Genomic DNA, 18176 nt, shown 5'->3' with positions numbered 1-18176 from the left:
TCGCTGTGCTTGATCAAGACTCGCCTCCCAGGGTCACGGCATCTTGTTTGTCGTCTCTGACTGCGTCATGCATGCAGTAGATACCCAGCAGGCTGAGGATCGAGGTCAGCAAGACATAGAAGGATGGCGCCACCGGCGTGGCCATGACCTTGCTCAGCCAGGTCACGATCAAGGGCGCAAAGCCACCGAACAACATCACCGTGACGTTATACGCCACCGACACCCCGGTGGAACGCACCTCGATGGGAAACTGCTCGGCCAGGGCCGTAGGACCGGGACCGAAAAAGCCGCCAATGGCACCGCACAGCAACATTTGCATCACCAGCAGGCGTTCAATGGACGGCGCCGCGGCGACCCACACATACAAGGGATAGACCATGACGAAAAACGCCAGGGTGAAGGCCATCAGCACTGGGCGCCGGCCGATGCGGTCCGACAGCGCCCCGGCAAAGGGAATCACCAGGGTCATCAGGGCCACGGCGAACATCTGCACCAGCAGCACCTGATCCAGGGGCAGGCCGAGGTTGGTGTGGGCGAAGGTCGGCATGTTCACCAGCACCACATAGAAAGACACAGTGCTGCCGCAGCACAGGCCCATGGAGACCAGGATCGCCCGGCGATGGGCCGACACCACCTGCCACAGCCCCGGCCCCTTGCCACCTGCCTGCTTGCGCGCCTCGATGAAGGCCTCCGGCTCCTCCATGTACTTGCGAATCCACAGTCCCACCGGACCGATCAGCAGGCCGATCACGAACGGCAGGCGCCAGCCCCAGAGATCCAGGGTCTGCGGCGAAAAGAGGTGGGTCACCGCCGCCGCCATTGCCGCTCCGCTGAACACCGCCAGGCACTGTCCTACCAACTGCCAGGAGCCATACAACCCCTTCTTGTCCACTGGGGCACTTTCCACCAGGTAGGCCGTGGCGCTGGCGTATTCCCCCCCGGTGGCAAAGCCCTGGAGCATCCGCGCCACCACGATCAGCAACGGCGCGCCCAGGCCAATGGCCGCGTAGTTGGGGGCAAAGACGATCATCGCAATGGCCACGGTCATCAGCTGGATGATCACCAGCATCGCCGCCTTGCGGCCTTTGCGGTCGGAATACATGCCCAGCAGCACGCCGCCCACCGGGCGCATGAAAAAACCCACGCCGAAGGTGGCCAGGGCCATCAGCAGCGAGGTGTACTCGTCTTCAGCCGGGAAAAACTGGCGGGCGATAAAGCTGGCGAGAAAGCCATAGACGATGAAGTCGTACCATTCCAGGGCGTTGCCAACCACGGCGGCAACCACTTGCCGGGTCTTGGAAACAGCAGGTATCGAGACGCTCATGGGAGGTTCCTTGATACTTTTGAGCCTTCTTGCGGGCTCGAAAAAGTGCCGGACGCATGGCACGCCCGGGCCGCACAGCACTACAGGAACAGGAGGGTTCAGACGGGCTTGAGCCAGCTCTCCGCCAGCGCGCTCCAATAGGCCGCACCGGTGAGCAGGATGTCGTCGTTGAAGTCGTAACCCGGGTTGTGCACCATCGGTTGCGCTATGCCATTGCCGATGAACAGGTAGCTGCCGGGGCAGCGCTGCAGCATCCAGCCGAAGTCTTCGCTGCCCATCAGCTTCGGCGTTTGGCCATTGACCGCCTCGGCCCCCACCAGCTCGACACCGACCCGCCGGGCAAACTCGGTTTCTTCAGGACTGTTGACCAGCACCGGATAAGCCGGGCGGTGGTCGATGCTGGCGCTGCAGCCAAAACTCTCGGCCTGGGTGCGGATGATCGACTTGACCCGCTCCAGCATCTGCTCGCGCACCGGTGCGTTGAGGGCCCTGAGGCTCAGGCGCAGTAACGCCTGCTGGGGAATCACGTTGGCCGCCTCACCCGCCTGCAAGGCCCCCACCGTCACCACCGCCGCTTCCTGCGCGTCGATATTGCGCGCCACCACCGTCTGCAAGGCCATGACCATGCTGGCCGCGGCCACCAAGGGGTCCACCGCCAGGTGGGGCATGGAGCCGTGACCGCCGACACCTTCGACAATCACCTCAAGCAGGTCCTGGGACGCCATCATCGGCCCCTCGCGAAAGCCCAGGTGACCGGCCGGCAGCCCAGGCATGTTGTGCAGGCCGAACAGTGCATCACAGGGGAAGCGTTCCAGCAGGCCATCGGCAAGCATCGCCTCGGCACCGCCCTGGCCCTCTTCCGCGGGCTGGAAGATCAGGTTCAGGGTGCCGTCGAACGCTCGGGTCGCCGCCAGGTAGCGCGCCGCCCCCAGCAGGATGGTGGTGTGGCCGTCATGCCCGCAGGCGTGCATGCAACCGCCATGGCGGCTGCTGTAGGGAACCCCGGTGTTCTCGATGATCGGCAAGGCGTCCATGTCCGCCCGCAGGCCCAGGGTGCGCGTGCCCGTGCCGTTGCGCAGAACACCCACGACCCCGGTTCGGCCGACGCCGGTGTGCACTTCATAACCCCACTCCTGCAGACAGCGAGCCACCAGCGCCGAAGTGCGTTGCTCTTCGAAACCCAGTTCCGGGTGGGCATGAATATCCTGGCGGATGGCCCGCAGATCGCTGGCAATGTCGTTGAGCCAGGCAAGGATGTGCTGGTGTCGGGTCATGGCGAATCTCCTCTGGGCCGGGTGGCTTCCCGTTCTTTTTTTCGGAGCGTTGCACGAGGCGCCGGAGCGTGCTCGAAGCTCGGCGTCAGATAACCGCGAGCCGGAGCACAGGACAATCAAATGTGGTTCCACTGGATGGAACACATAATCTGCAGCGCTGCCTGATCCAGGGATCAGGGGGCGAGGCGGCAGCCTTCCCGGGGACCTAGCCAGAGTGCGCTGTGGGTACGCCCCAGGGCGCTGGCGGTGACACGTCGGCTCTGCGGCTCATCGCTAAAGCCGCTGATGGGCAGGTACTGGCGCACATAGGCGCGGCAGTAGTCGGCAGGTTGTTGCATCACGTAACGGCAGGAGCAGTACTCCTTGGCGGTGTAGGCACCGAGGATATCCGGGAAGGCTTGCAGGGCCACCCGGTGCTGCAAGCTCCAGCCCAGCAGCAGGAGCAGCGCCACCAACACCAGGCCGAGCAGCGGATGACGGCGGAAAAAGGCCCGACGCTTCATGGCTGCCCCTGGCTGGAAAACGCCGCCACGACTCGCTTGAGCAACTCATTGTGCCGATAGCTGCCATCGCGATCGTCGCCGTAACGCACGATCACCAGGCGCTGCGCCGGCAGGACATACAGCGCCTGTCCCCAGTGCCCCAGGGCCGCATAGGTATCCGCTGGAGCATCGGGCCAGGGCTGAGGAGCACCGTCCACCGAGCGGTTGAGCCACCAGTGCCCGCCCGCCACCGCCTCATCCTGGTTGGCCCGATAGCCGGCAAAGGGCGTGCGGCTGAACTCGACCCAGGCCCTGGGCAGCAACTGCCGGTCACGCCAGCGCCCCTCGCGCAGCATCAACAGGCCGACACGGGCCAGATCGCGGGCCGTCAGGTAGAGGTAGGAAGACGCCACGAAGGTGCCGGCGGCGTCGCGTTCCCACACCGCCTGGGTGATGCCCAGCGGTTCGAACAGGGCACGCCAGGGATAGTCCGCGTACTGGTCTGCCCCGACCATCCCCCGCAGGCTGGCCGCCAGCAGGTTGCTATCGCCGCTGGAATAACGGAAGACCTGCCCCGGTGGGGTGGAGCGCACCTGCTGTGCAGCAAATGCCGCCATGTCCCGATGCCCGCGGGTATAGAGCATGGCCACCACTGAGGAATTGAGGGGGGCGTATTCGTAGTCTTCCTGCCAATCCAGACCCGAGGCCCAATGCAACAAATCCTCCAGGCTGATAGCCGGATGCGGCTGCAGCGCGGGGTAATATTTTGCCGCGGGGTCCTGGAGCTGGAAGCGGCCTTCACCGTAAGCAACGCCCAACACCACCGCCAACAGGCTTTTGCTGGCAGACCAGATGAGATGGGGCGTCTGTGGTCCGGTGGCGCCAGCGTAGCGTTCGTAAAGCACCTGGCCATCGCGGATCACCAGCAAGGCGTCAGTGCGAATGCCTTTGTGGGACTGGTCGTCCCTGGGCACAAAGGCATAGTCCTCCAGAGCCTTGAGCGCCGGGCCACTGACAGTCGGCCCCCGACTCCATTGCTGCGCCGGCCACTCCTCGGCCCAGGCCGGCAAGCAGAGGTACACCAGTAACGCCAGCAGAATCGGAGCCTTGGCCATGGATGACACTCGAACAACGTCAGTGGCCGAGCCTAGTCCAGGCTGATGACAGTTTCACTGCAAGTGCCCCCGTTTGTTGGAGCTGGCTGGCCAGCGCAGACGTAATCGAGCCTTGTGCGAGGCTCTCGGGCCCTTTCGCCGGCAAGCCGGTTCCTAGGCAAGGGGACGCCGTTGCTGAAACGAGGCCAGGGCTTTGGCCAGGCGTTGTTCCCGGGCGCTGGCCGCCAGGTCCAGCAGGGCCTGGTCACGGGACCATTGGTTGCGCCAATGCTCGGGGCCATTGGCGAATGCGGCGTCGATTTCAGGCCGCAATACCTGGAACTGCGTGAACAAACCAGCCAATAGAATGTGCCCGCCACTCAAGGAGGGATTCTGCCGACTGACTTCGGCACAACCTGCAAGCAACCCCAGTACCTGCAACTGCAAGGGCTGCGGCCAGCCGCTGTCCTGCCCCACGCCATACAGCCAGGCGAGCATGGCGCTCAGGACATAGATGTCCTCCAGGGTGCGGAAGGGTTTGACATAGGCGTCCCAGCCATCGCCGGCCAGCAGTTCGCAGGCGGCGTTTTCCAGCAACAGGCAGCCGTGGCTGATCTCCGGCATCAGGGCGATGGCGGGCAGAGTCTGGACCTTGACCCCAGGCTCCCCGGCATAGACCACGGTCAGGCGCAAGGTCGCCCGCTCACCCGGGGCCTCGCTGCGGGCCGCCACCAACAGCCAGTCGGCGGCATCGCCAGCGGTCACGAAATCCTTGCGCCCCTGCAGGCGCAGATCCTCCAGCCGGGTCTGCATGTCCGCCGGACGCAGGCTGCGGCGCTCAGTCGCGCACATAGCCCCCAGGCTTTGCGGCGCACTGGGCCACAACATGCGCAACGCCGCCTGGTAGCCCACCAGGAACGCCAGCCCCGGAGTCTCCATCAGACGGCCGCCGAGCACCGCCAGTTCGAAGGGTGTAACGCTGCCCAAATGGGCCAGCAAAGCCCCGTAGCCCTCGGCCAGATCGGGGTTGACGGGCAGTCGGTCACGGCTCTCGAGCAGGGCTTGCCAGGGCATTCGAAGATCCTCAGGGGCTGTCATATAAGCATCACCAAAGCTTCATGGCGATGACACCGGGGCTACATAGCCTGACTTTGCACAACAAAGTCGATTGGCTGCAACCCAAGGCGGGTCGGTAGCCCGCACGGAGATTCACGATGACTCAGATCGCCCGCATCAGCGACACCGGCACTGAACGCCGCCTGCAAGCCGAACGCCTGATCGGCGCCCAGGCCCTGCAAGAAGCCCAGGCCCTGCGTTTCAACGTCTTCAGCGGCGAGTTCAACGCCAAGCTCAAGGGCGCGGAATGGGGTCTGGACATGGATGACTATGATGTTCACTGCAGCCACATCGGTGTACGCGACTTGAACACCGGGCGTCTGGTGGCCACCACCCGCCTGCTGGACCATCAGGCCGCCAGCAGCCTGGGACGCTTCTACAGCGAGGAAGAGTTCAGCCTGCACGGCCTGGCGCACCTCAAGGGCCCCATCCTGGAAATCGGCCGCACCTGTGTCGACCCGGCCTATCGCAACGGCGGCACCATCGCCGTGCTCTGGGGCGAGCTGGCGGAAGTGCTCAACCAGGGCGGCTACAGCTACCTGATGGGGTGCGCCAGCATCCCCATGCAGGACGGCGGCATCCAGGCCCAGGCCATCATGCAACGGCTGCGCGAGCGCTACCTGAGTACCGAACACCTGCGGGCCGAGCCCAAGCACCCGCTGCCCAGCCTGGATATTCCTTCCAATGTCATCGCCGAGATGCCGCCACTGCTCAAGGCCTACATGCGCCTGGGGGCGAAGATCTGCGGCGAACCCTGCTGGGACCAGGACTTCCAGGTTGCCGACGTGTTCATCCTGCTCAAGCGCGACGAGTTGTGCCCGCGTTATGCACGGCACTTCAAGGCGGCGGTCTGATGCGCCGGCTGCGGGTCTACGGGCGCATCGCCCGGGTACTGCTGGTGGTCGCGCTGGGCCTGAGCATGGCCAGTATCTTCGGCTTGCTGGAACGTCTGGGGGTCGCCAACTCCATGGTTCGGCGCCAGCGCTGGTCGCGGTTCTTCATGGCTCGCCTGAGCAATGCCCTGCCGTTTCGGGTTACGGTGCACGGCGAGTTGCCTCGCCAGCCGATGCTCTGGGTCAGCAATCACGTGTCCTGGACCGATATTCCACTGCTGGGCATGTTGACGCCGCTGTCGTTCCTGTCCAAGGCCGAGGTGCGCACCTGGCCGGTGGCGGGCTGGCTGGCAGCCAAGGCCGGCAGCCTGTTCATCCGTCGAGGGGCCGGTGACAGCCAACTGATCCGCAAGCAGATGACCCGACACCTGCAGGAGCAGCACCCGCTGCTGCTGTTTCCTGAAGGCACCACCACCGACGGCCGTGCCCTGCGCACCTTCCACGGCCGCCTGCTGGCCAGCGCCATCGATGCCGAGGTGTCCCTGCAACCGGTGGCGATCCGTTATTTGCGCGATGGCCAGATCGATACCCTGGCTCCTTTCATTGGCGACGACGACCTGCTCTCGCACCTGATGCGGCTGTTTGCCAACGACCGGGGTCAGGTGGAGATTCATGTGCTCAAGCCGATTGCCTGCCAGGGCCAGGAACGTGCGGCGCTGGCCTTTCAGGCCCAGCAAGCCGTACAGAAAGCCCTGTTCGGTGAGGTCATACAGCCCGCCGAACCACGCCGCAACGGCGAACTGGTCGCGGCCTGAAACTCGCTGTAGGAACCGGCTTGCCGGCGAAAAGGCCTTCAAGCCTGGCGCCACTCATGAAGGCGCCTTCGCTGGCAAGCCAGCGCCTCCCGGTGGAGCGTTCGTCAGGGCAACTGGGTGTGCTGCGCGGCGAATGCCTGCAACTGCGGGTAGAAGGCTCGGAAATCTTCGCTCAAGGGCTGATACAGCCGCTCCAGCTCGATCATCGCTGCAGTCAGTTCCTCTGGCCGTGACAGGCGTCGGGCAATGCCCCGCAAGACCTGCTCCAACACCGCGAAATCCCGATAGGAACCCAGCCAGTCATCAGCAGCCATGTACGGCGCAATCTGCGCCAGACGCGCCGGCAGTTGCGGCTCGGCCGCCAGCACCCGGTACACCTCGGCGGTGAACAGCGGCAAGGGACGATCGGCGTAATGAGCCCAGTCACGGGCCAGGCAGTGGTCGAAGAACACGTCGATGACGATGCCGGCATAGCGCCGCCGGGTCAGGGAGAAACGCGACAGTGCCGCCGTCACCCGAGGATGGCTGTCGGTGTAGGTATCGATGCGCCGATGCAGCTGGATCGCCGCCTCGACCTCGGGGGCAAACTGCCCTTGCAGGCGGCCTTTGACGAAATCGCCATACAGGCTGCCGAGTAATTGACCCGGACGCTGGCCGCCAAGGTGTAGATGTGCGAGATAATTCATTCGCGCAGCTTAGCACCGCGCACAACATATCGTTATAACCCGATATACCGATAAGTGATGATTTAAGATCAAAATCATATTGGTATATCGCGAAATAACGATTTAAATTTCGCCTCATCGCGATACAACGTTTTATGGAAAACGAGCACCGCCATGTCCCTCGACCTCGACGAAATAATAAAAGCCCTGGCACATCCGGTTCGCAGGGAAATCCTGCACTGGCTGAAAGACCCGACAGTCGAATTTCCCGATCAGGCTCACAGCAATGAGCACGGCGTCTGTGCCGGACAGATCGATCAACGCTGCGGCCTGTCGCAGTCGACCGTGTCCGCCCACCTCGCCACGTTGCAACGCGCAGGCCTGATCAGCAGCCGGAAAGTCGGCCAATGGCATTTTTTCAAACGCAATGAGGAAGTCATCCAGCAGTTCCTCACGCAAATGAGCCAACAGCTCTGATCTGACAAGGACCCGACAATGCCCCTTTCACTCATCATCCTGGCCTTGAGTGCCTTCGCCATCGGCACCACCGAGTTCGTCATCATGGGGCTTTTGCCCGATGTGGCGGCGGACCTCGGGGTGTCGATTCCCGGTGCCGGCTGGCTGGTGACCGGCTACGCCCTGGGTGTGGCCATCGGCGCGCCGTTCATGGCCCTGGCCACCGCACGGCTGCCACGCAAGGCAGCACTGGTAGCACTGATGGGGATCTTCATTGTCGGCAACCTGCTGTGTGCACTGGCCAGTGATTACAACGTGCTGATGTTCGCCCGGGTAATCACGGCGCTGTGCCACGGTGCCTTCTTCGGCATCGGTTCAGTGGTGGCCGCCGGCCTGGTGCCCGCCAACAAGCGCGCCTCGGCCGTGGCCCTGATGTTCACCGGCCTGACCCTGGCCAACGTACTCGGCGTGCCCCTGGGTACTGCCCTGGGCCAGGCAGCCGGCTGGCGTTCGACCTTCTGGGCGGTGACGGTCATCGGTGTGGTGGCGCTGATCGGCCTGCTGCGTTTTTTGCCGGCCAAGCGCGATGAGGAAAAACTCGACATGGGTGCGGAACTGGCGGCCCTCAAGGGCGCGGGGATCTGGCTATCCCTGAGCATGACCGCACTGTTCGCCGCGTCGATGTTCACCCTCTTCACCTACGTTGCGCCGCTGCTCGGCGACGTCACCGGCGTCTCGCCCCGGGGCGTGACCTGGACCCTGCTGCTGATCGGCCTGGGCCTGACCCTGGGCAACATCATCGGCGGCAAGCTGGCGGACAAGCGCCTGGGCGCCACCCTGATCGGCGTGTTCGCGGCCATGGCCGTGGTCTCCACCGTACTGACCTGGACCAGCGTGGCGTTGATTCCCACCGAGATCACTCTGTTCCTCTGGGCCACCGCTTCGTTTGCTGCGGTGCCGGCCTTGCAGGTCAATGTGGTGACCTTCGGCAAAGCCGCACCCAACCTGGTTTCGACCCTGAACATCGGCGCTTTCAACATCGGCAACGCCCTGGGCGCCTGGGTCGGCGGCAGCGTCATCGCCCACGGTTTCGGCCTGACCAGCGTGCCCCTGGCGGCGGCGGTCCTGGCGATCCTGGCCCTGCTGGTGACGCTGATTACCTTTCGCCAGGGCGGCAACGCCGAACTGGCTGCTGCAACCCACTGATCCGTTCCTTTCCTATATAGAAGGCTGTATTCCATGACCACTCTCTTTGATCCGATCAAGATCGGCGACCTCGAGCTGTCCAACCGCATCATCATGGCCCCACTGACCCGCTGCCGCGCCGACGCCGGCCGCGTGCCCAATGCGCTGATGGCCGAGTACTACGTGCAGCGGGCCTCCGCTGGCCTGATCCTCAGCGAGGCCACCTCGGTGACCCCAATGGGGGTGGGCTACCCGGACACCCCCGGCATCTGGTCCAACGACCAGGTGCGTGGCTGGGCCAATGTAACCAAGGCCGTGCACGGCGCTGGCGGCAAGATCTTCCTGCAGCTGTGGCACGTGGGGCGGATTTCCCACCCGTCCTACCTGGACGGTGAAACGCCAGTGGCGCCAAGCGCCATCCAGCCCAAGGGCCATGTCAGCCTGGTGCGTCCACTGGCCGACTACCCAACCCCGCGAGCCCTGGAAACCGCTGAGATCGCCGACATCGTCGACGCTTACCGGGTCGGTGCGGAAAACGCCAAGGCCGCCGGTTTCGACGGTGTGGAAATCCACGGCGCCAACGGTTACCTGCTGGATCAGTTCCTGCAAAGCAGCACCAACCAGCGTACCGACCAGTACGGCGGTTCTCTGGAGAACCGTGCCCGCCTGCTGCTGGAAGTCACCGACGCCGCCATCGAGGTCTGGGGCGCTGGCCGAGTGGGCGTGCACCTGGCACCCCGTGCCGACTCCCATGACATGGGCGACGACAACCTGGCAGAGACGTTCACCTACGTAGCCCGCGAGTTGGGCAAACGCGGCATCGCCTTTATCTGCTCCCGCGAGAAAGAAGGCGCCGACAGCCTGGGCCCGCAGTTGAAAGCGGCTTTCGGTGGCCCCTACATCGCCAACGAGCGCTTCACCAAGGACAGCGCCAATGCCTGGCTGGCCGCCGGCAAGGCTGACGCCGTTGCGTTCGGTGTACCTTTCATCGCCAACCCGGACCTGCCGGCCCGCTTGAAGGCCGATGCGCCCTTGAATGAGGCGCATCCGGAAACCTTCTACGGCAAGGGCCCAGTGGGCTACATCGACTACCCGGCGCTGTAAGCCTGCCTCTGTAAATAGAAAGCCCCGACTCTCACGAGCCGGGGCTTTTCTTTGAGTGCCAGGATTAACGCTTGCGTTGAGTCCAGGCCACCGCCAGGCCGCTCAGGCAGATCACCGCAATCCCGATAAGGCCGTAGCGGTCCGGGGTATGGTCGAAGATCAGGTAGCCATACAGGCCAGCGAACAGTATCTGTCCATAGCTGAAAGGCGCCAGCATCGCCGGCGCGGCATGACGGAAGGCCTGGGTCAGCAGCATATGGCCAAGCATGCCGCAGGTGCCGAGGCCGATCATGAACAGGCCGTGAATAAAGCTTGGCGTGCTCCAGAAAAACGGCAACAACGCGCTAATGATCAGGCTGTTGAAGATCCCGGTCAGGAAGTTGCTGGTAGTCGGGCTGTCGATGCCGCTGAGCTTGCGGGTGAGCAACTGATAAAAGCCGAAGCACAGCGCCGACCCCAGGGGCAGCAGGATCGCCGGAGTGAAGAGAACGCCACCAGGGCGCACCACGATCAGCACCCCGACGAAGCCCGCGAGCACCGCCAGCCATTGCCCACGGCTGACCCGCTCGCCCAGGAACGGCACAGACAAGGCCGTGACCAGCAAGGGCGCAAGAAAGTTGACCGCGGTAGCTTCCGCCAGGGGGATATAGCGCAGGCCAGTGGTGAACAGCAGGCTGGTGCCGATCAGGCACAAGGCCCGGAGCAGTTGCAGGCCGGGACGCTTGGTTCGTACCACCGCGGAAAAACCGCTGCGAGGCACGAACACCACCAGCATCAGCAAGGTATGAACCACGTAACGAGCCCAGACCACCATGACGATGGGGTAAAAGGCCGAGAGATATTTGGACAGCGTGTCGTGACTGGCGAAGAGCAGAACCGCCAGACAAATCAGGGCGATCCCCTTGATTGGCTGTTCTGCGCCTTTGAACGGTGAAGGGTTCACACTCATTCACACACCCGCAACAAAATCACTACAAAATACGTAGCTCGCTATCTATCAAGATGCAGCCAGCCCGTATATAAAAGCACCCCATCGCGATCCGGCGAGCGCGGTAATGAATCTCCCTCGCCGTAAATCTTGACATAACTGGACTCAATTACGCATTTTGTCTTAATGACGCAGGTTCGGGCTCAAGCGCAGCATGTCCAGCCCGATGTCGATCCAGCGCTCTGCCTCGGTGTGCAGAGCGAAGCTGTCAGGGGCCAGCAGCCATTGATAAAGGATGCCATCGATAAAGGCCCGCATGCTGATAGCCGCTCGCATAGTGTCGAGATTTTCGGGCAATTGCCCACGATTCACTGCATTGGTCAGCGCCAACTCGATACGCAGGTTGCAGTCCAGGCTGGCGGCACGACGCTGGCGACGCAGGTCGCACATTTCATCGGTGAATTCGCACTTATGAAACAGAATTTCATTAATGCGTCGGGTTTTCGGGTCCAGGGCAACTTGATGAAACAAATGAATGAGCAACTTGCGCATCCAGCCCAACGGATCCATTTCATCTACATTTTCACTGGCGGCAGCCATCTCATCCAAGGGTTCACGCAGGCTGTCGAGCATGGCCTGCACCAGATCGGCCTTATTGCTGAAGTGCCAATAGATGGCACCCCGAGTCACCCCTGCCAGCGCCGCGATATCGGCCAGGGTGGTACGCGCCACGCCACGCTCGTAAAAGGCCTTTTCGGCGGCCTCGAGTATCTGGCTGCGAGTTTCTTGAGCTTCCTCTTTGGTACGACGGACCATGGCAGTAAAACCTCGATCAGGATCTTTCAGCGATGCGTGAAGACCTTCTGAATAAATATGGAACGGCATCTCGAGTGCCGTTTGCCCAACCTACAATTCAACACCTACAGGGGCTTTTGTAACCGGATGGGTACGCCGCCAGGGTATTTACAAACAACCATGAACGTAAGTATATTCCTTAGCAAGCTACTAATCCACTCAGCCAACTCTTTTTACCCTTCCACTTTTCTTGTGCGCATCTTGCGTGCCTGACCCGAGGATCTTCATGCAACTCAAGCCAGCTGTTACCGCTCTGGTCACTGCCGTCGCCCTGGCATCGCTGCTCAGCGGATGTAAAAAGGAAGAGGCGGCGCCAGCCCCTCAAGCCCCTCAGGTCGGCGTCGTTACCCTGCAACCACAAGCCTTTACCTTGACTTCCGAACTCCCGGGCCGGACCACCGCTTTCCGCATCGCCGAAGTTCGCCCACAGGTAAACGGGATCATTCTCAAGCGCCTGTTCAAAGAAGGCGGAGATGTTAAGGAAGGTCAGCAGCTTTATCAGATCGACCCATCGGTCTATGAGGCAACGCTGAAGAGCGCCGAGGCCAATCTGCAATCGACCAAGTCGATTGCAGATCGCTACAAGCAATTGGTCGATGAGCAGGCCGTGAGCCGCCAGGAATACGACACCGCCGTGGCCAACCGTCTGCAATCGGAAGCCTCCCTGCAAAGTGCCCAGATCAACCTGCGCTTCACCAAAGTGCTGTCGCCCTTGACCGGCCGCATTGGCCGCTCCTCGGTAACCGAAGGCGCCTTGGTCAGCAACGGCCAGGCCAATGCCATGGCAGTGATCCAGCAGTTGGACCCGATCTACGTCGACGTCACCCAGTCCTCGGTTGAGCTGCTGGAACTGCGCCGCGAGCTGGAAAGCGGTCGCCTGCAGAAAGTGGGCGACAACGCCGCCAAGGTCAAACTGACTCTGGAAGACGGCAGCCAGTACAAGCTCGACGGCAAGCTGGAGTTCTCCGAAGTCTCGGTGGATGAAACCACCGGTTCGGTGACCCTGCGCGCCGTGTTCCCCAACCCCCAGCACACCCTGTTGCCGGGCATGTTCGTCCACGCCCAGCTGCAAGCTGGGGTCAACAGTGCAGCGATCCTGGCCCCACAACAAGGCGTGACCCGCGACCTGAAAGGCACCCCGACCGCCCTGGTGGTTGGCCCGGACAACAAGGTCGAGCTGCGCCAGCTCAAGGCCAGCCGCACCGTCGGTAGCCAGTGGCTGGTGGAAGATGGCCTGAAAGCTGGTGATCGGCTGATCACCGAAGGCCTGCAATTCGTCAAGCCGGGCATTGAAGTAAAGGCCAGCGAAGCGACCAATGTAGCAACCAAGAACCCGGCCCCTGCACAGGCAACTGACAAAGCTGCAGGCGGCAAAGGGGAGTAAACCATGTCGAAATTTTTTATCGACCGTCCGATTTTCGCCTGGGTAATTGCCCTGGTGATCATGTTGGTCGGGGCTCTATCGATCCTCAAATTGCCGATCAACCAGTACCCGAGCATCGCCCCTCCGGCGATTGCGATCTCCGTGACCTACCCAGGCGCTTCTGCACAGACCGTGCAGGACACCGTGGTCCAGGTGATCGAGCAGCAGCTCAACGGTATCGACAACCTGCGTTACGTGTCCTCGGAAAGTAACTCCGACGGCAGCATGACCATCACCGCCACCTTCGAGCAGGGCACCAACTCGGACACCGCGCAGGTCCAGGTACAGAACAAGCTCAACCTGGCCACCCCGCTGCTGCCGCAAGAAGTGCAGCAACAGGGTATCCGCGTAACCAAGGCAGTGAAGAACTTCCTGCTGGTGATCGGCGTGGTTTCCGAGGACGGCAGCATGTCCAAGGACGACCTGTCGAACTACATCGTGTCGAACATGCAGGACCCGATCTCGCGGACCGCGGGTGTGGGTGACTTCCAGGTGTTCGGTGCCCAGTACGCCATGCGGATCTGGCTCGACCCGGCCAAGCTGAACAACTTCAACCTGACCCCGGTGGACGTGAAGACCGCGGTTGCCGCGCAGAACGTCCAGGTGTCCTCCGGCCAGCTCGGTGGCCTGCCCGCCCTGCCCGGCCAGCAGCTGAACGCCACCATCATCGGCAAGACTCGCCTGCAGACGGCCGAGCAGTTCAAGGCAATCCTGCTCAAGGTCAACAAGGACGGTTCGCAAGTACGCCTGGGTGATGTTGCCGATGTAGCGCTGGGCGGCGAAAACTACGCCATCAGCGCCCAGTTCAACGGCAAGCCGGCTTCCGGTCTGGCGGTGAAACTGGCCAACGGCGCCAACGCCCTGGACACCGCCAAGGCGCTGCGCAAGACCATCAGCGACCTGGAACCCTTCTTCCCGCAAGGCATGAAGGTGGTGTTCCCGTACGACACCACGCCAGTGGTGACCGAATCCATCAAGGGTGTGGTTGAAACCCTGGTGGAAGCGATTGTCCTGGTGTTCCTGGTGATGTTCCTGTTCCTGCAGAACTTCCGCGCCACGGTGATCACCACCATGACGGTGCCGGTGGTCCTGCTGGGGACCTTCGGCATCCTCGCGGCGGCCGGCTTCAGCATCAACACCCTGACCATGTTCGGCATGGTACTGGCCATCGGCTTGCTGGTGGACGACGCCATCGTCGTGGTGGAAAACGTCGAGCGGGTGATGCACGAGGAAGGTCTGTCACCCAAGGAAGCGACGAAGAAATCCATGGGCCAGATCCAGGGCGCCCTGGTGGGTATCGCCCTGGTGCTGTCTGCGGTACTGCTGCCGATGGCGTTCTTCAGCGGCTCCACGGGCGTGATCTACAAACAGTTCTCGATCACCGTGGTGTCGGCCATGGCCCTGTCGGTGCTGGTGGCCCTGATCTTCACCCCGGCCCTGTGCGCCACCATGCTCAAGCCTGTGGTTGCGGGGCAGAATCACGAGAAGCGCGGCTTCTTCGGCTGGTTCAACCGCACCTTCGATCGCAGCGTGAAAAGCTACGAGCGCGGCGTCGGCAACATGCTGCGCCACAAGGTCCCGTACCTGCTGGCCTACGTATTGATCGTCCTGGGCATGATCTGGCTGTTCACCCGCATCCCGACCGCGTTCCTGCCGGAAGAAGACCAGGGCGTTCTGTTCGCCCAGGTACAGACCCCAGCCGGCTCCAGTGCCGAACGGACCCAAGTGGTGGTGGACGAGATGCGCGCCTACCTGCTGGACAAGGAAAAGGACACCGTGGCTTCGGTGTTCACCGTGAACGGCTTCAACTTCGCCGGTCGCGGCCAGAGCTCGGGCATGGCCTTCATCATGCTCAAGCCCTGGGGCGAGCGCTCCGCAGAAAACAGCGTGTTCAACCTGGCGGCCCGCGCCCAGCAGCACTTCTTCAGCTTCCGTGACGCGATGGTGTTCGCCTTCGCCCCTCCGGCGGTACTGGAGTTGGGTAACGCCACCGGTTTCGACGTGTTCCTCCAGGACCGCGCCGGTATCGGCCACGAGAAACTCATGGCGGCACGCAACCAGTTCCTCGGCATGGCCGCCCAGAGCAAGGTGCTGTCCCAGGTGCGTCCGAACGGCCTGAACGATGAACCGCAGTACCAGTTGACCATCGATGACGAGCGCGCCAGTGCCTTGGGCGTGACCCTCACCGATATCAACAACACCCTGTCGATTGCCCTGGGCAGTAGCTACGTCAACGACTTCATCGACCGCGGTCGGGTGAAGAAGGTCTACATCCAGGGTCAGGCCGGTGCTCGCATGAGCCCTGAAGACCTGAAGAAGTGGTACGTACGCAACAGCGCCGGGACCATGGTGCCGTTCTCCGCCTTCGCCAAGGGCGAGTGGATCTACGGTTCGCCGAAACTGGCCCGTTACAACGGCGTGGAAGCCATGGAAGTCCTCGGTGCTCCAGCCCCTGGCTACAGTACCGGTGAGGCCATGGCCGAAGTCGAAGCCATTGCCGCCAAGCTGCCACCGGGTGTGGGCATCTCCTGGACCGGCCTGTCCTATGAGGAACGCCTGTCGGGTTCCCAGGCTCCAGCGCTGTACGCCTTGTCCCTGCTGATGGTGTTCCTGTGTCTGGCAGCCCTGTATGAAAGCTGGTCGATTCCGATCGCGGTCATGCTGGTGGTGCCTCTGGGGATCATCGGTGCACTGATGGCCACCAGCCTGCGGGGTCTGTCCAACGACGTGTACTTCCAGGTGGGGCTGTTGGTGACCATCGGCCTGGCGGCGAAAAACGCCATTCTGATCGTCGAGTTCGCCAAGGAACTGCACGAGCAGGGCCGCTCCCTGGTGGACGCGGCGGTGGAAGCCTGCCGTATGCGTCTGCGGCCGATCATCATGACCTCCCTGGCCTTCGTCCTCGGGGTTGTGCCACTGGCCATCTCCACCGGCGCCGGCTCGGGCAGCCAGCATGCGATCGGTACCGGGGTGATTGGCGGTATGCTCACCGCGACGATCCTGGCGATCTTCTGGGTGCCATTGTTCTTCGTCACCGTGTCGTCCATGGGCCGCAGGAAAGCGGACCAATCAGAAACTACTGCAACTGCTAATGAGGCTGGCCAATGAGCAAGTCGCTACTCTCCCTGGCAATCACCGCCATCGCGCTAAGTGGTTGCTCGCTGATACCGGATTATCAGCGACCGCAAGCGCCGGTGGCGGCGCAATTCCCCCAAGGCCCTGCCTACTCGCCCAAGGAGGCCGCCAACGTGGCGGCCGCCGAACAGGGCTGGCGGCAGTTCTTCCATGACCCGGCGTTGCAGCAGCTGATCCAGACTGCACTGGAAAACAACCGCGACCTCAAAGTCGCGGCGCTGAACATCGATGCCTATGCCGCGCAGTACCAGATCCAGCGGGCTGACCTGTTCCCTGCGGTTTCGGCCAACGGCAGCGGTAGCCGCCAGCGTACTCCAGCACGCATGTCGCAGACCGGCGAAGCCGGGATCACCAGCCAGTACTCGGCCACCGTGGGCGTCAGCGCCTATGAGCTGGACCTGTTCGGCCGGGTTCGCAGCCTGAGCGAACAAGCCCTGCAGACCTACTTCTCCAGCGAAGAGGCCCGGCGCAGCACCCAGATCAGCCTGGTGGCCAGCGTGGCCAATGCCTACATGACCTGGCAGGCCGACAAGGAACTGCTGAAACTGACCCAGGACACCCTCGGTGCCTACGAGGAAAGCTACCGGCTGACCTCCCGCAGCAACGAAGTGGGCGTGGCCTCGGCACTGGACCTGAGTCAGGCGCGAACCTCGGTGGAAAACGCCCGGGTGCAACTGGCCCGTTACACCCGCCAGGTGGCCCAGGATGAAAACAGCCTGACGCTGCTGCTGGGCACGGCGATTCCGAGCAATCTGCCGGCGGCCCAGCCGCTGTCGGCCAATCTGTTGAGCGAGCTGCCGGCCGGCCTGCCGTCGGAACTGCTGCAACGGCGTCCGGACATCCTCGAAGCCGAGTACAAGCTCAAAGCAGCCAACGCCAATATCGGCGCGGCGCGGGCGGCGTTCTTCCCGAGCATCAGCCTGACGGCCAACGCCGGCACCTTGAGCCCGGACCTTTCCGGGCTGTTCAAGGGTGGTTCGGGAACCTGGCTGTTCCAGCCGCAGATCAATCTGCCAATCTTCAACGCCGGCAGCCTGCGGGCCAGCCTGGACTACTCGAAGATCCAGAAAGACATCACCGTGGCCCAGTACGAAAAATCCATCCAGACCGCCTTCCAGGAAGTCTCCGATGGCTTGGCCGCACGCCAGACCTACAACCAGCAGTTGCAGGCCCAGCGTGACTTCGTCAACGCCAACCAGGACTACTACCGCCTGGCCGAGCGTCGCTATCGCATCGGGGTCGACAGCAACCTGACCTTCCTCGACGCCCAGCGCTCGCTGTTCAGTGCCCAGCAGGCCTTGATCACCGATCGCCTGTCGCAGCTGACCAGCGAGGTCAACCTGTACAAGGCCCTCGGCGGCGGCTGGAGCGAACAGACCGCGAAGAACGAGCCACTGGCTGAAAAGGCCCCGGCGCTGCACCTGTTCTGAAGCACAGTCTGTGCGTATGAAAAACCCACCTGACGGTGGGTTTTTTTATGCCTCGCG

General features: G+C 62.8%; 16 protein-coding genes. 8 read left to right on the top strand and 8 right to left on the bottom strand.

The features are described from left to right. Positions 1-13: 13 nt before the first annotated feature. The 5 genes from DWF74_RS22785 to DWF74_RS22765 all read right to left on the bottom strand — a co-directional run bounded on the left by DWF74_RS22785 (position 14) and on the right by DWF74_RS22765 (position 5248). Positions 14-1324, bottom strand: a complete 1311-nt coding sequence (locus tag DWF74_RS22785; RefSeq protein WP_102861520.1) for an MFS transporter — start codon at positions 1322-1324, stop codon at positions 14-16. A gap of 98 nt (positions 1325-1422) precedes the next feature. Next, positions 1423-2598: a M20 aminoacylase family protein gene (locus tag DWF74_RS22780; RefSeq protein WP_102861519.1), complete on the bottom strand. Its 1176-nt coding sequence runs from the start codon at positions 2596-2598 to the stop codon at positions 1423-1425. A gap of 173 nt (positions 2599-2771) precedes the next feature. Further along, complete coding sequence (locus tag DWF74_RS22775) at positions 2772-3101, bottom strand: amidase (RefSeq protein WP_102861518.1); 330 nt, start codon at positions 3099-3101, stop codon at positions 2772-2774. Continuing rightward, on the bottom strand, positions 3098-4195 hold the full coding sequence (locus DWF74_RS22770; RefSeq protein WP_115581750.1) for a serine hydrolase domain-containing protein: 1098 nt from the start codon (positions 4193-4195) through the stop codon (positions 3098-3100). The genes DWF74_RS22775 and DWF74_RS22770 overlap by 4 nt, the downstream gene beginning before the upstream one ends. 153 nt (positions 4196-4348) lie before the next feature. After that, the gene (locus DWF74_RS22765) at positions 4349-5248 is read right to left on the bottom strand and encodes an acyl-CoA dehydrogenase (protein WP_115581749.1); all 900 of its coding nucleotides are present in this window, start codon (positions 5246-5248) and stop codon (positions 4349-4351) included. A 140-nt stretch (positions 5249-5388) separates the two neighbouring features. On the opposite strand from DWF74_RS22765, the gene olsB reads away from it, so the two are divergent. Both olsB and DWF74_RS22755 read left to right on the top strand, forming a co-directional pair. Continuing rightward, positions 5389-6144 carry an L-ornithine N(alpha)-acyltransferase gene (gene olsB, locus DWF74_RS22760; protein ID WP_102861515.1) on the top strand — a complete coding sequence of 252 codons (756 nt, stop codon included), beginning with the start codon at positions 5389-5391 and terminating at the stop codon, positions 6142-6144. Beyond that, the gene (locus tag DWF74_RS22755) at positions 6144-6938 is read left to right on the top strand and encodes a lysophospholipid acyltransferase family protein (protein ID WP_102861514.1); all 795 of its coding nucleotides are present in this window, start codon (positions 6144-6146) and stop codon (positions 6936-6938) included. The genes olsB and DWF74_RS22755 overlap by 1 nt, the downstream gene beginning before the upstream one ends. A 104-nt stretch (positions 6939-7042) precedes the next feature. Here DWF74_RS22755 and DWF74_RS22750 read toward each other — a convergent pair whose 3' ends face one another. Then, positions 7043-7624 carry an ACP phosphodiesterase gene (locus tag DWF74_RS22750; RefSeq protein WP_102861513.1) on the bottom strand — a complete coding sequence of 194 codons (582 nt, stop codon included), beginning with the start codon at positions 7622-7624 and terminating at the stop codon, positions 7043-7045. A 153-nt stretch (positions 7625-7777) separates the two neighbouring features. On the opposite strand from DWF74_RS22750, the gene DWF74_RS22745 reads away from it, so the two are divergent. The 3 genes from DWF74_RS22745 to DWF74_RS22735 are packed head-to-tail and all read left to right on the top strand — an operon-like array spanning position 7778 to position 10348. Then, complete coding sequence (locus DWF74_RS22745; protein WP_016965050.1) at positions 7778-8080, top strand: ArsR/SmtB family transcription factor; 303 nt, start codon at positions 7778-7780, stop codon at positions 8078-8080. An 18-nt stretch (positions 8081-8098) separates the two neighbouring features. Then, entirely contained in the window at positions 8099-9265 is a 1167-nt protein-coding gene (locus DWF74_RS22740) for an MFS transporter (protein WP_102861512.1), read from the top strand. Between the two features lie 33 nt (positions 9266-9298). Then, complete coding sequence (locus tag DWF74_RS22735; RefSeq protein WP_102878651.1) at positions 9299-10348, top strand: alkene reductase; 1050 nt, start codon at positions 9299-9301, stop codon at positions 10346-10348. 64 nt (positions 10349-10412) lie between these two features. Here DWF74_RS22735 and DWF74_RS22730 read toward each other — a convergent pair whose 3' ends face one another. Both DWF74_RS22730 and emhR read right to left on the bottom strand, forming a co-directional pair. After that, positions 10413-11297, bottom strand: coding sequence for a DMT family transporter (locus DWF74_RS22730; protein ID WP_115581748.1), 885 nt, complete (start codon positions 11295-11297; stop codon positions 10413-10415). Between the two features lie 162 nt (positions 11298-11459). Further along, complete coding sequence (gene emhR, locus DWF74_RS22725) at positions 11460-12092, bottom strand: efflux system transcriptional repressor EmhR (protein WP_102861509.1); 633 nt, start codon at positions 12090-12092, stop codon at positions 11460-11462. Positions 12093-12357: 265 nt separating this feature from the next. Between emhR and emhA the strand changes: the two genes are divergently transcribed. From emhA to adeC, 3 genes are read left to right on the top strand one after another with little or no spacing between them, the layout of a single operon-like run. Continuing rightward, entirely contained in the window at positions 12358-13515 is a 1158-nt protein-coding gene (gene emhA, locus DWF74_RS22720; RefSeq protein WP_102861508.1) for an efflux RND transporter periplasmic adaptor subunit EmhA, read from the top strand. A gap of 3 nt (positions 13516-13518) precedes the next feature. Further along, positions 13519-16662 (top strand): efflux RND transporter permease subunit, encoded by a 3144-nt coding sequence (locus DWF74_RS22715; protein WP_102861507.1) that lies wholly within the window; start codon positions 13519-13521, stop codon positions 16660-16662. Next, a complete protein-coding gene (adeC, locus tag DWF74_RS22710; protein WP_102861506.1) occupies positions 16659-18119 on the top strand; it encodes an AdeC/AdeK/OprM family multidrug efflux complex outer membrane factor in 1461 nt (486 codons plus the stop codon). Before DWF74_RS22715 ends, adeC begins: the two co-directional genes overlap by 4 nt. Positions 18120-18176: the final 57 nt, after the last annotated feature.

Source organism: Pseudomonas protegens (assembly GCF_003363755.1).
Classification (GTDB): domain Bacteria; phylum Pseudomonadota; class Gammaproteobacteria; order Pseudomonadales; family Pseudomonadaceae; genus Aquipseudomonas; species Aquipseudomonas danubii.
Note: the sequence above shows the minus strand (reverse complement) of the source record. Positions and strands in the feature narration are given on the sequence as shown.